Annotated in this window: 12 protein-coding genes; 9 read left to right on the forward strand and 3 right to left on the reverse strand. The window is 40.4% G+C overall.

Annotation, left to right across the window (positions count from 1 at the left end; genetic code table 11):
* The first annotated feature begins 5 nt into the window (after positions 1 to 5).
* The 9 genes from AC1Z3T_RS00875 to AC1Z3T_RS00915 all read left to right on the forward strand — a co-directional run bounded on the left by AC1Z3T_RS00875 (position 6) and on the right by AC1Z3T_RS00915 (position 10,308).
* The gene (locus tag AC1Z3T_RS00875; RefSeq protein WP_004829103.1) at positions 6 to 653 is read left to right on the forward strand and encodes an HAD family hydrolase; all 648 of its coding nucleotides are present in this window, start codon (positions 6 to 8) and stop codon (positions 651 to 653) included.
* Positions 654 to 693: 40 nt separating this feature from the next.
* On the forward strand, positions 694 to 1,533 hold the full coding sequence (locus AC1Z3T_RS00880) for a MurR/RpiR family transcriptional regulator (protein ID WP_100886313.1): 840 nt from the start codon (positions 694 to 696) through the stop codon (positions 1,531 to 1,533).
* A 42-nt stretch (positions 1,534 to 1,575) separates the two neighbouring features.
* Entirely contained in the window at positions 1,576 to 2,289 is a 714-nt protein-coding gene (gene rpiA, locus AC1Z3T_RS00885; protein WP_100885613.1) for a ribose 5-phosphate isomerase A, read from the forward strand.
* 224 nt (positions 2,290 to 2,513) lie between these two features.
* Positions 2,514 to 3,620: a sugar ABC transporter substrate-binding protein gene (locus tag AC1Z3T_RS00890; protein ID WP_100885612.1), complete on the forward strand. Its 1,107-nt coding sequence runs from the start codon at positions 2,514 to 2,516 to the stop codon at positions 3,618 to 3,620.
* 45 nt (positions 3,621 to 3,665) lie between these two features.
* Entirely contained in the window at positions 3,666 to 5,195 is a 1,530-nt protein-coding gene (locus AC1Z3T_RS00895; protein ID WP_263510977.1) for a sugar ABC transporter ATP-binding protein, read from the forward strand.
* A gap of 30 nt (positions 5,196 to 5,225) precedes the next feature.
* A complete protein-coding gene (locus AC1Z3T_RS00900; protein WP_100885611.1) occupies positions 5,226 to 6,221 on the forward strand; it encodes an ABC transporter permease in 996 nt (331 codons plus the stop codon).
* 28 nt (positions 6,222 to 6,249) lie between these two features.
* A complete protein-coding gene (locus AC1Z3T_RS00905) occupies positions 6,250 to 7,764 on the forward strand; it encodes an aldehyde dehydrogenase (NADP(+)) (RefSeq protein WP_100885610.1) in 1,515 nt (504 codons plus the stop codon).
* A gap of 198 nt (positions 7,765 to 7,962) precedes the next feature.
* A complete protein-coding gene (locus AC1Z3T_RS00910; RefSeq protein ID WP_100885609.1) occupies positions 7,963 to 9,144 on the forward strand; it encodes a maltoporin in 1,182 nt (393 codons plus the stop codon).
* 99 nt (positions 9,145 to 9,243) lie between these two features.
* The gene (locus tag AC1Z3T_RS00915) at positions 9,244 to 10,308 is read left to right on the forward strand and encodes an NAD(P)-dependent alcohol dehydrogenase (protein WP_100885608.1); all 1,065 of its coding nucleotides are present in this window, start codon (positions 9,244 to 9,246) and stop codon (positions 10,306 to 10,308) included.
* Positions 10,309 to 10,501: 193 nt separating this feature from the next.
* On the opposite strand, the gene AC1Z3T_RS00920 is transcribed toward AC1Z3T_RS00915, so the two are convergent.
* The 3 genes from AC1Z3T_RS00920 to AC1Z3T_RS00930 form a co-directional block, all read right to left on the reverse strand.
* Positions 10,502 to 11,983, reverse strand: coding sequence for an aldehyde dehydrogenase (locus AC1Z3T_RS00920; RefSeq protein WP_100885607.1), 1,482 nt, complete (start codon positions 11,981 to 11,983; stop codon positions 10,502 to 10,504).
* A gap of 206 nt (positions 11,984 to 12,189) precedes the next feature.
* Positions 12,190 to 13,332 carry an acetylornithine deacetylase gene (gene argE, locus AC1Z3T_RS00925; RefSeq protein ID WP_100885606.1) on the reverse strand — a complete coding sequence of 381 codons (1,143 nt, stop codon included), beginning with the start codon at positions 13,330 to 13,332 and terminating at the stop codon, positions 12,190 to 12,192.
* Positions 13,325 to 14,311 (reverse strand): LysR family transcriptional regulator, encoded by a 987-nt coding sequence (locus AC1Z3T_RS00930; RefSeq protein WP_004829080.1) that lies wholly within the window; start codon positions 14,309 to 14,311, stop codon positions 13,325 to 13,327. The genes argE and AC1Z3T_RS00930 overlap by 8 nt, the downstream gene beginning before the upstream one ends.
* Between the last annotated feature and the right edge of the window lie 22 nt (positions 14,312 to 14,333).

A 14,333-nucleotide genomic window follows, 5' to 3' on the forward strand; every position in this document is an offset into this window, starting at 1 on the left:
TGGTTATGGCAGTTTTCTCTGCATATATATTTGATTTAGACGGAACGCTGATTGACAGTGCGCCTGATATTACTGAAGCATTAAATGTTGGCTTTGCTCAAAACCAATGGCCAAAACTCAAATCGAGTGATGTCGAAAAATTTTTAGGCAATGGACCACGTCGATTGATCACTGATATTTTGGATGAACTAGAGATTGAATATGATGATTCATCCATTCAGCGCATGTTGAGCTGTTATCAGCAAGCCTATATGGCTAACCCTGCGGGACATACTCGAATTTTTCCTTATGTTCGTGAGGATCTTGAGGCGTTAAAATCTGCTGGTATAAAATTGGGAATTTGTACCAATAAAACCCATGCAATTACAGCAAAAGTGTTGCAAGAGTTAGGATTGTCAGATTTATTTGATATCGCACTGGGTGCAGACGTTGTATCAGCCTGTAAGCCTGATCCGAAACATTTGCTGGCGGTTGCCGAAGCAATGAAGCTAACTTCAGGCGACTGGGCATATATCGGGGACACTGTAATTGATCAGCAAACAGCCATTGGCGCAGATGTCCCGTTCTTTGTTGTGCCTTGGGGCGGTGGTCCTGATGTGGATGTACCACCCAAACAACGTTTGAATCGTTTGGCAGATTTATTAAAAGTTTAATTAAGTAGGCTGTCGAATGATGGCTGGGAGTTTAAAAAGTATGACCGTCAGTTTGCTACAACGAATTCTTCAAGAAAGTGAAAATATGCATCGTGCGGAACGCCGTGTCGCTGATTTTGTAGTGACTTCACCTTCTGAAGTGATTCAAATGAGTATGGCGAGCCTGTCGGAAGTATGTTCGGTAAGTGATCCTACCATCATGCGCTTTTGTCGTCGATTTGGTTTTGAAGGTTATCAAGATTTAAAGCTTCAACTTGCACAAAGCTTGGTACCTTCTGCACCTTTTGCCTATGAGCAAATCATTCCCAATGACAGTATCGACAATATTGTACGTAAAACCTGCCGAAACTCTTTAAATGCGATTCAGCGGTTGGCTGAGGATTTAGTTCCAGAACAAATTAGCGAAGCGGCAAATGTGTTACATGAAGCGAGTTGGGTAGGAATTTATGCAACAGGAATTTCTGAAGTCAATGCACTCGATGCAGAACATAAGTTTCAAAGACTTGGGATACGCTGCCAAGCTTTACTGGGTGAAAAGCACCAGAAAACCCATGTTGAAAGTGCGAGGTCTGGTGAAGTTGCCCTGATTTATTCTCAATCGGGACATACCAGACAAATGGTTGAAATCGCTTCGATTGCACGTAAAAGTGGGGCAAAAGTAATTTCAATTACTGCTGCAGACAGTCCTTTGGCACAGGCATCCGATGTTCTGATTGCGGTACAGCCTTATGAGCACACTGAGCTGATGACACCATTGGCTTCACGTTTAAATCATCATCTGATTACCAATATGCTGGTGACCGCAATTGCAATCACCAGTGGCAGTGAATTTCCAGATCAATTGCCTGCGCTTGATTTATGGCGTACGGAGAAGATCTGAATCCAATCAACAATGCAGTAAAACTGCGTACAGGAGTGATGTATGGATCATATACAGAACGAAGCGAAGAAAGTGGCTGGACGCCGCGTGATTGAAGATTTTATTCATGATGGCATGAAATTAGGTTTGGGTTCAGGCACCACCTCACATTTTTTTGTCCGTGAGTTGGGTGCCTATATTCAAAAGAATGGATTGAATTTGGTGTGTACCACCACATCACGTTCGACGATTGAAGTCGCCAATGAAGTCGGGATTCAAATTATTGATCCGAACGAAATTGGACTGATTGACTTAACCATTGATGGTCCAGATGAAGTGGATCATCAATTCAATATGATTAAGGGTGGTGGAGCATGTCTGCTTTGGGAAAAAATTATTGCACATGCATCCAAACAAATGCTGTGTATTTGTGATGAAAGCAAAATTGTGGATTGCTTAGGTGCTTTCCCATTGCCTGTTGAAGTTGTTCAATTTGCATGGAAGCAGACGGCTGTGATGGTGGAGCGTGTACTGGCAGATCACGGTATTGAAAATATATTGATAGAGCGTCGAATACGCGATGGTCAAGCGGTGATTACGGACAGCGGTCATTTTATTTTGGACTGTCATTGCGGTCCTATTATTCAAAACCCTGCGCCATTGGAAATTGAGTTAAATCGTATCCCTGGTGTGGTGGAAAATGGTTTGTTTACACGAGAAGCGATCGGAATGGTAGTGGGATGTTTTGATGGTCATTCTTATGTAAAAATGAAATAAATAGCAAAACTATATTTTTTAAAAATAATATAAATGACGTTGTTGATACGTTTAGATAACTAAAAATTGGTTTAAATTTTTATTTATTAGTTATTTATTGATTGAATAATGATGCTTTATAAAAGTTGCTCAGAATATTTAGAAATATTCAGCAGGCTTTGTTATTGACAATGTATTTTAATATGTAGTATTACTACATTTAAGGGATAAAAGGAGATGTTCCCATGACAAAATCAAATCAAGATGGAATTACCCGCCGTAATTTAATTATGAGTGCAGTAGCAGCGGGGATTGGGTTGAGCTTAGGTGGCAGTTTAACCGCTTGTAGTCGTTCTACATCATCGACTCGACTTTCAATTCCATATTCAAATAAAAGTTTGGATTACTATTTTTTCGTTATTCAGGAAGAGGCGGTCAAGCGAGCCGTTAAAGCCAATTCTGGTGAGTTCCAAGCCACCAATGCAAATTTTGATAGCACGCGTCAGCTTGAACAGTGGCAAAGCCTGCTTTTATCAAAACCGTCTGCAATTATTTCTGACTCAATTGACAGTCAGGCAATCATTTCTGCAATCCAACGTTATAACCAGCAGAAAATTCCTGTAGGTATTATCGATACACCAGCAGATGGGGGGGATGTCGCAATTACGGTGAGTTTTGATAATTTCCAAGGTGGTGTAATGGCAGCAGAGGAAATTGTAAATCAACTGATTAAAAAGCATGGACAGCCTAAAGGTAAGGTCTTGAATTGTTTTGGTGCTTTGGCTTCTGTGGCTTGGCGTTTACGCAAAGAAGGCATGGATTCAGTATTTGCCAAGTACCCAGAGATTACCTATCTATCTCGACCAACAGAGGGGCAGTTGGACAAGATGTTGGCAGTGACGTTATCAACATTGTCTGAACACCCAGATCTAGATGCGATTCATGCGCCTTCAGACTCTCCTGCACGTGGGATTGCCACGGCATTGCAGCAACGAAATCGTTGGAAGAAAGTTGGAGAAGAGGGGCATGTTATTTTTGTGACGATTGATGGTGAACCCATTGCATTGAAATGGATTCAGGAGGGGTATATGGATGCCTGTGTCTCGCAAGATCCGATTGCTTATGGTGAGATTGCAGTGGAAATGCTGACCAAACATGCTTTAAAAAATGAGTCTGTCCCCTTGGGCGAATACCAAAATAAAAAATACTTTTGGGAAAAGGGCAATATTGTGAATGGGAAAACGGGTCCAACACTGATCATTCCAGCATTCATCATTAACAATAAAAATTCCAATGATCCTCGGCATTGGGGCACTGTTGCCGAAAAAGATTGGGGCGTTGCATATGCTTGATTGATGTTTGAGAGACGTGCTTGTTCCAATGTTGATAAATAAGGAATGTTGGTGAATAAAATGGGTTTACATGAGCGCAATATTGAAAAAGTAGTTGAAAAGCAAATTCTTAAAATAGAAAACATTACCAAAAGTTATGGTCCTGTTCAGGCATTACGTGGTGTTTCGTTAACCATTCGAAAAGGCTCTATTCATGGATTGCTGGGTGAAAATGGTGCAGGTAAATCTACTTTGGTCAGCATCATTTCAGGACAAATTCCCCCAACATCAGGAAAGATTCTGCTCAATGAACAAGTGCTTGAGCGTGTAGATGTCAAGGCAATGGAAGCGGTAGGTGTGTTCTTGGTGACTCAAGAACCCATGATCATTGACAACATGACGGCTGAAGAAAATTTGATGCTCGGGATTTGGCCAAATAAGCATGGATGGATAGATTGGAAGGCTTTAACTGTCAATGCCAATCGAATGCTTGCTGAAACTGGTATAGATGCCAAAGCATTAGCAGGCAAGTTGGATGCAGTTGCGAGACGAAAACTGAATATTTTAAGAGCCATGTTTTCTGGCGGTAAAGTCATTATTTTAGATGAACCAACCGCTGCATTGACTGTTGCAGATCGCCGTCAGCTTTTTGCTTTTATGAATGAATTAAAAGCGACTGGTGTGACGTTTATTTTTATTTCTCATTATAACGATGAAATTCTTGAAATTTGTGATGCGGTCACAGTATTGCGAGATGGGCTTTTGGCTGGTGGTTCAGAGCATGTATCGAAACTGAGTTCTGAACAGTTAACTGAATTGGTCATAGGACGTGATCTAGAACTGTTTCAAAGAGAGCGGCGAGATTATCGTGATTTAACACCGTCGATAAGTTTACGTGGAATATCTGGGAAATATTTAGATTTAGCACAATTGAATATTGGGCAGGGAGAAATTATCGGTTTCACAGGGTTGCCGGGTGCAGGTGCCAAAGAAATTACCCGTGCAATATTTGGTTTACACTCAGCGAGTGGCACGATCTCGATGCATGGTGAACCGCCGAGGGCTTTAGCGACTTCACCACGAGAAGCTTTTGACATGGGGATCGCCTATTTATCGGATGATCGTCGTCATGATGGCGCTGTAGGACAGATGTCTATCGGTTCCAATATCGCACTGTCGTCGCTTTCATTGCGTTCAAAATTCGGTTTTATCAATCAAAAAACTGAAGACACTGTAATTTCACACTATTTTAAAGCGATGGATATTAAAGCGTTCAGTGCTGAATATTCGGTGGATACTTTGAGTGGCGGTAATCAGCAAAAAGTTTGCCTTGGTCGTGTACTGGCGGCTCAACCCAAGTTGCTCATGGTGGATGAACCAACTCGGGGAATTGATATCGGGGTTAAACAAGATGTACTGCGTATTCTGGATGAACTGAGTCGTGCAGGCGTTACTGTGATTATTGTATCGACCGACTTGGATGAGCTGATTCGAGTTGTAGATCGGGTCTGTATTTTTGATCAAGGCAGGATCAAAGAAATTTTGGCAGGAACGGATATTACTGTCGAACGCCTACGTACATCGGTTCAAGCGTGATGCATTGAGGCATGTCTGAGAGGAACAGAAATGAATAATGAAATGATAAGCAAAAGCGTAGTCTCAATTGCACCTAAGAAAAATATACGGGAAATTTTAGGCTGGATATTACACAACGTGGTTTGGATTTGGCTGATCGCACTGGTGGTGATCTTTGGTGTGTTCAATGAGTATTTTTTCACCATATTCAATCTGCAAAATATTATGGTTCAAGCCACGGTGCTTGGACTATTAGGCTTGGCAGTGGCTTTACCGTTATTAATTGCTGAAATTGATCTTTCTATTCCAGCAAATGCAGGTTTTTCAGCAGCGGTTGGTGCAATTGCCTATTCAGATTGGGGACTGCCTTGGGTGATTGCCATGTTACTGGGACTTATAGTTGGTACGGCAATTGGCTTTTTTAATGGTTGGTGTATCACGCGCTTAAAAATGGTGGCATTGATCGAAACCTTAGCCATGATGATCATCCTGCAAGGCGCACTCTTAGCATTAACTCAAGGCAAAACACTGAATAATTTTGCTGAAGGTTACACGTGGATTGGACAGGTGACAATTGCTGGATGGCCTTTGATGCCGATTGTTTTCTTATTGATGCTGATCATTGTTGGCATTCTTTTAAAGAATACGGTGTTGGGACGTTCAATTTATGCAGTCGGTGGAAATCCAGCGGCATCTCTTTCGGCAGGTATTCGCGTGAATCGCGTCAAAATCATGACCTATACCTTATCTGGTTTTCTTGCAGCACTCGCAGGATTCCTCTTGGCGTCATGGCAAATGGCAATCACCTCAAACCAAGGTTCAAGCTATTTACTCTATGCCATTGCAGCACCCATTATCGGTGGAATCAGTGTATTTGGTGGTCGGGGCAATGTGAAAGGTGTGTTGGGAGGTGTGTTATTACTCACCGTCATTCAAGTCGGTTTAGCCATCGTCAATGTCCCGTCATTCTACGTGGGAATGATTGGTGGAATCATGATTTTTATTGCGGTCGCAATTGATGCGATTCGAGTTAGATACTTTGGATAATTTACCTATTTAAATACAGGAAGTTGCTATGTCTTTTAAACCACAGGGCAAACATTTGATTGCTGGGCAATGGGTTGCAACTGAGCAGACATTTGTCAGCCAGCCCATTGAAGGTCCTACTTATCATTTTTCAGTGGGAAATATTGAATTGGTCAATCAAGCTTGTGAAGCTGCGGAGGATGCCTTTTGGAGTTATGGGTACTCAACAGTCGAACAACGCGCTTTATTTTTAAATACCATTGCAGATGAAATAGAGGTACGTGCAGATGCAATTACCGAAATCGCTACGCAAGAAACTGGCTTACCGATTGCACGTTTGCAAGGTGAGCGTGGGCGTACAGTTGGACAACTTCGCCTTTTTGCAGCACATATTTTAAAAAAGGATTTTCTGGATCGCCGTCATGATGTCGCACTGCCTGAAAGACAGCCTTTGCCGCGTCCAGAGCTACGTCTTGTCCAGCGTCCTATTGGTCCTGTTGTTGTATTTGGTGCATCCAATTTCCCCTTGGCATTTTCTACCGCAGGTGGAGACACCGCATCAGCTTTAGCGGCGGGATGTCCAGTGATCGTTAAAGGTCATGAGGCTCATCCTGGGACAGGAGAAATCATTGCTGAAGCCATTCATCATGCGGTTCAAAAATGTGGACTACATCAGGGGGTATTTAATTTTGTCCAAGGTGGAACATACGAGATCGGACAAGCACTGGTGCAGCATCCATTGATTAAAGCTGTAGGTTTCACAGGTTCGCTACGTGGTGGTCGCGCTTTATTTGATCTGTGTGTTACACGTCCAGAACCGATTCCATTCTTTGGTGAGTTAGGCTCAATCAATCCGATGTTTATATTGCCAAGTGCAATCGAAAATCATGGCGAGGACATTGCTAAAGCTTGGGCAGACTCTTTGACCTTGGGTGCAGGACAATTTTGTACCAATCCCGGTGTGGTTGTTTTGATTGAAGGAGAACTTACACAGCTATTTATTCAAACGGCAACCACAATGCTCTCTTCAATCAAATCACAAATTATGCTTAGTAAGCATATTGCAGCTTGTTATCACACAGCAGTGAAACGTTTCGCCGAGACCCAAGGTCTCAGTCAATGCTTGATTGCATCAGAAGAAATTCGTCAGGCATCACCGTCAATGTTTACGACGACAGGTCAAGAATGGCTAAAAAATATTGATTTAGCCGAAGAAGTATTTGGTCCATTGGGATTGATTGTAGTGGTTAAAAATGAACAGGAAATGATGGAAATTGCAAAATCTCTACAAGGACAAATCACTTGCACAATTCATCTTGATGAAAAAGATAAATCGTTGGCAAAGATGTTATTGCCTGTGCTTGAACGTAAGGCAGGTCGTATTCTTGTCAATGGCATGCCAACAGGTGTAGAGGTTTGTGATGCAATGGTGCACGGAGGACCTTATCCAGCTTCGACTAATTCTGGCGCGACTTCTGTTGGGACAATGGCAATTCGACGGTTTTTAAGACCCGTGAGTTATCAGAATATTCCAGAAGACATGCTTCCTAATGATTATCTATAAATAAAAATGAAGCTTTTAATCGGACGCGAAGGATCAATATTGGCAACAAATACTGAATAAAACCAAGGATCGTGTTTTATTCAGCGGTGATGAATAATTAATTTATTCAGATCAATTCAACACAATCGAAAAACTCTCATCTCTATTCATGATGAATCAGGGATTGGAGAAACTCATACTTAAAAAAAGGAATTAAATATGAAAAAAACTGCATGGATTGTTGGAACAGCGATTTTTATTGTCTCTCAAATTGCTTCAGCACTTGAGTTTCATGGCTATATGCGCGCTGGAATGGGAGCAACGGAGGATGGAAAAACACAAGAATGTTTTAAACTGACTGGCGCATCTTCAAAGTATCGTTTGGGGAATGAATGTGAGCAATATGCAGAATTGTTTGCTAAACAAAATCTTATAAAGTTAAAAGATAACTCAGAGCTCAGTATAAATGGCATGCTTCAATTTTATAACCAATATGGGCAGACTTTAAGTTTCAATGATGACAATGGTTTTGCGCGATTAAACCAAATTTATTTAGATTGGCGCAATGTATCTTATTTGAATGGTGCGAATTTATGGGCAGGGCGACGTTTTTATAATCGTAGTGATATCCATATGTCTGATTTGTTTTATTGGAACCAAAGTGGTACAGGTTTTGGTATTGATGATTATAAAATCAATGATTTATCATTTAGTTATGTATTTTCAAGAAAAGATAACGTATTCCAAAAACCTTATGTAAATCGGCATGATCTTACTGTCAAAGGTTTCGAGTGGACACCTAAAAATAAACTCAATACAGGGCTTTCTTTGATTGATGCAGATCAACTGGGTTGGTCACTCACTGTACAAAATATCACATCAGATGTTTTAAATGGTAAAAATACCTTGGTCTTACAATATGGTGAAGGTGCGGGTGTGGGGCTGAGTTATACAGGAGATCCGACACTTGGACGTGACAATACATCACTGCGTTTCATTGAGGCGTTGGACTGGGAGTCAAACAATAAGAAATTCAATGGACAAGCCTTGGCGCTTTATCAAAAAGATCAATTTAAGGATCAAGATAACCGTGATTGGATCTCATTGGGTTCACGAGTCGCCTATGTGGTTCAAGATCACTTTAAGATTTCAACGGAAATTGGCTATGACCAGATCAAACAAAATGATCAAACGCGTAACTTAACTAAACTTACATTTGCGCCAACATGGTCGATCAAAGGTACAGGGTATTATGACCGTCCAGAACTACGTCTGTATTATACCTATGCGTTTTGGAATGATGAAGAACAAAAATTACGAGCTTTGACCCAGCCCAACAGTCGTTTTCAAAATCTAAGCAATGGATCGAATTTTGGAGCACAGTTGGAATATTGGTGGTAATCGACTTCTTTTATACAGTGCAGTGGATATTTTAAAAAATATTCACTTTCGTTATGTAAAGGATGAGGCAGATTGATAACGTCATAAAAGGACATCATGATGAAAGCATTGGTACTAGAGGAAAAAGCAAAACTTCAAATTCGAGACATTGAGATCAATGAAAGTTTAGGTGCGCAGGATGTACGGATTAAAATCTCGAAAGTTGGGATTTGTGGCAGTGACATTCATTACTATCAACATGGACGTATTGGTGATTTTATTGTCAAAGCACCAATGGTTCTTGGACATGAAGCCAGTGGCATCGTGACTGAGGTTGGGAGAGAAGTCAGCCATCTGCGTGTCGGAGATCGGGTATGTATGGAGCCAGGCGTTTTTGAACATGACTCCTCAGAAGTAATACAAGGTCATTACCACTTAGATCCCAACATTAAATTTTGGGCAACACCTCCCGTGCATGGCATTTTACGTGAAACGGTGATACATCCTGCACATTTAAGCTTTAAATTGCCAGATCATGTCAGTCTTGAAGAGGGGGCGATGGTTGAACCACTTGCTTCAGGTGTGCATGTGGCATGTAAAGTTGGAATTTCACCGGGTGATGTTGCCGTGGTTTCTGGTGCAGGAACAATAGGCGCATTAATGGCGCTTACTTTACTTGCATCAGGCTGTAGTCAGATCATCATCTCCGATGTTAAACAGGAAAAACTTGATTTTTTAATACAGCATTATGGTCAACGTTTAATTCCTTGTAATGTCATTCATCAAGATTTAACACGATGTAGCCAACATCATTTTCCAAATGGAGCAGATTTATTTATAGATTGCAGTGGGAATCCAGATGCTATTGCTGTTGCACCCGCATGCCTAAAGCCATCTGGTAAAATAGTTTTTGTAGGTATGTCTCAAAAACCTGTACCGATAGATATCGTTGCCTTGCAAGTGAAAGAAATCGAATGTATTTCAATCTTTCGCTATGTCAATAATTATGACCGAGCACTGGCTTTAATTGCATCAGGGCAAGTTGATGTAAAGCCATTAATTTCGAAGCGTTTTCATTTCAATGAAAGTATACGAGCCTTTGACTTTGCAATATCTGCGCCTCCAGATGTCATTAAAGTGATGATCGACTGTGATGATCCAATGGACATTCGGCAATCAGCGTAAGTATCGTCAATATCACCTTGTTTTTGTCGTATTGGTGCTTGGCTTATAAATCGTGCTGTTAAAATAAATCTGACAGTCAATGCAATGGGATAAAACTGCCAGATTCAATTTAAATAATTATCTTGGAGAGTTTTGAAGTTTTTGATATCCAGTAATCTTTATTTACTCATCAATATTTAGTAAAAATAAGTGCTTAGAGTTGAATCCAAGTGGTTTTTAATTGAGTAAACTTATCGATTGCATGTAGCGATAAATCACGACCATAGCCAGATTGCTTGTATCCACCGAAAGGTGTGCAGACATCTAAAGCATCTACGGTATTGATGGATACAGTCCCAACTAAAAGTTGCTTGGAAAGAATGATGGCTTTTTGGATATCTTGCGTCCAGATCGAAGCGGCAAGTCCATAGATTGAGTGATTAGCAAGTTCGATTGCTTCTTCTTGAGTTTCAAAGGTTGTGATACTCACCACTGGACCAAAAACCTCTTGGTGAAAGATATCAAATTCTGCTGTAACGCCAGTCAAAATTGTTGGCGCAATATAGCTTGCTTGATCTAAATCATCATCTAAATTTAAAGTAATGCTATGACATTCAGCACCTTGTGCCTTAGCTTGGTCAATTGCTAGTCGTACATTGTTGGCATGTTGGCGATCAATTAAGCAACCCATTTGGGTATTGGGATCAAGTGGATGCCCAATCTTGATATTTTTTGCTTTTTCGACAAATTTTTGAATAAATTGTGGTGCAATACTGTGTTCCAATAAAATACGCGAATTTGCAGAACACACTTCACCTTGGTTATAGAAAGCCCCAAAAATCGCTTTGTCAAGAGCTTGATCAATATTTGCATCTGCAAAGATAATATTGGCACTTTTTCCGCCTGTTTCAGGCCAAACAGGCTTCATATTGGATTCAGCTGAATAAACTAAAAACTTTTTGGCTGTTTCCGTCGAGCCTGTGAAGACCAAACAATCAATATCAGGGTGGCGTCCTAAGGCTTGTCCAGTGACTTGCCCTAAGCCTGTAAGGACTTGCAAAACACCATCTGGGATTCCTGCCTGTTGGGCAAGTTCTGCCAGTTTAAGTGCCGTAAAAGGAGATTGTTCAGCAGGCTTTAGCAGCACGCAATTCCCTGTTGCCAATGCAGGTGCAAGTTTCCAACTCGCTAAATCCAGTGGAAAGTTCCACGGTACAATAGCTGCAACAACCCCGATGGGTTCACGACAAATCATCGCCAACTGATCGTGGTGGGTCGGGGCAATTTCATCATACATTTTATCGATGCTTTCCGCATACCACTCAAAACAGAATGCTGCACCGGGAATATCAACATTGAGTGAATCTTGAATCGGTTTGCCCACATTGAGACTTTCAAGTAAGGCAAGTTCTTCAGCATGTTCAAGAATCAGTTCTGCAAGTTTTTTGAGTTTCTGTTTACGTTCACGTGGGGCTAATCCTGACCACACCCCGCTTTGAAAGGTATTTCTGGCATGTTGCACAGCTTGATTGACTTCTTGTGCATCACATGCTGACATGCTGACTAAAAACTCGCCAGTGGCAGGGTTTGTGACAGGGTATGTTTGTTTAGCCTCAACATATTGTCCTGCTATAAAATAAGACTTTGGGAGTTTAATTTGAGAAAGTTGATCGAACCAATCCTGTTTGAGTTTCATTGAGTTTCCTTAGAATTTTAATGTTATGGCACAATAAACCGTATAATTTTTAGATCAGGTTGTGAATTCGTTTTATATAAGCTTTTGCTTTAGAAAAAACAAATTAATAGGCATCCCTATTTTCTTATAGGTATCAATACTTCATCTAGTAAAACAGTTGAACCTTTATATCCTTTTGAAATAAAATTTTGCAATCTGCATCATGTTTAAGCGGCAATACAACTGAGCAAACGCTCAAAAAAAGCATCACATTCATCCATCTGAGAAATTTCGATATATTCATCAGGCTTGTGTGCGACTTGAATCGAACCTGGACCACAAACTAACACAGCCGTATTCAATTGCTGTTGAAATAATCCGCCTTCTGTACCAAATGATATTTTCTGTAATTCAGTTTCGGGTTTGAGCAGTGATTGTAAGAATTTAACCGCTTGAATGGTCGTCGATGTATTCAGTCCGGGGTATTGATTGATTTCCTGAATATTGACAAATTTTGCAGAAGGACTCTGTTCAATATAATTAAAAATTTTTTCTTGTATGGCATCTGTTGTTTGTTCAGCAATATTACGAATCTCATAATCTAAGATACATTCATTGGGCACGATATTTAACGCTTTACCGCCGTGTATTTTTCCTATGTGTACCGTGCTAAAGGGTACATCATAGTCCGTGTCTAAAATAGAACATTCCGCGATCTCTTTTTGCGTAGTGCGAATCGCCTCAATCAAACTTTGCGCATTATGAATTGCATTGACATACAATGGTGCTAAAGCAGAGTGACCTTCTTGACCATGACATATGGCTTTGAATACCGCTTTACCTTTATGACCTGTTGCGATATTCATACTGGTGGGCTCACCAATGATACAAAGCTCTGGTTGAATAATAAATTCGGAGAGCAAACCAAGAATACCGCGTACACCAATACAACCGATTTCTTCATCATAAGAAAGACATAAATGTAGTGGTTTATTTAGTTGAGGCAAGTCTACTGCCTTGATCATGGCGTGAATTGCACAGGCGATGAACCCCTTCATATCCGCAGTACCCCGACCATAAATTTTATGATCTTTGATCAATGCTTGAAATGGATTACTACTCCATGCTTGTCCTTCAACGGGGACGACATCCGTATGCCCAGACAATAAGATGCCAGCTTGGTCTTTAGGTCCAATCGTTGCAAATAAGTTGGCTTTGGTTTGCTCAGCATTTGAATTTAAAAATATACTGATTCCCTTAGATTCAAGTAGATTTTTGACATAAGAGATCAGCGCTAAATTACTTTTATGCGATGTCGTATCGAATTCAATAAGTTTTTGAAGCAATTGAATACTAGATAAGTTAGACATCTGAGGCGTCCTTTTGTGTTTGGTTTTTTATATAGGGATCGTAGAAATGAGCAGAGCTCATACCAGAAATAAATTGATCAGAGATAAAGCTTTTACAACGACTAATAAATGCTTCAACGACAATATTCTTTGGTACATTTTTAGGGGTTGCTATACCGATATACATGGGGCGATGTTCTTCAGCAATGCGTATTCGTATCAATCGCTTACCATCAAGACTGTAATTATTTTTTGGGCGAACATTTAATATGGTATAACCAATATTATTGGCAACCATTGAACGAACCACATCAATATTCTTTGAAGAGCGGACAACATTGGGTTTGAGATTTTTAGTGCTAAATAACGATAAAAAATATTCATTGCTAAAGGGCATATCTAAAAGAATCATGGGATATGTTGAGAGTTCCTCTAGGGTGACAGCAGGCAATAAAGCCAAGGGATGCTGTTCACTGACCAGTGCATGTGGTGGTAACTTGGTTAATGGTTCAAAATGAATAATATTTGCATCTATATTCAGGTCATAGGTTAAAGCCAAATCAATATCGTTACGGATCAGTGCATTGAGAAGAGCTTGTTGATCATCTTCATAGAGATCTAAAGAAACTTGCTTATATAAATTGGAAAAGCCATTGATGATGTCGGCATAAATCATCGGTGTAAAAGCAGGAAAGCACCCAAGTTTTAAAGGTCCACGAATTGAACCTGAAAATTCAGCCGTAAGAGAGTATAGGCTGGATGCTTGATTTAAGATTTTTTTGCATTCCAACATGACACTTTTGCCCACAGTGGTTGGGATTAAGCCTTTGGCATGTTGTCGGATAAAGAGTTGAGTTTGTAATTCGGCTTCAATATGTGCAATTGCAGCGGAAATAGATGGAGAGGATACATGTATCTTCTCCGAAGCAATGATGATGCTGCCACATTCTGCGGTTGCAACAAAGTATTCCATTTGTCTTAAAGAAATTCGATTTAACACTTTGGATACACCTCCATTGTAT

The organism is Acinetobacter sp. B-6 (assembly GCF_056930735.1).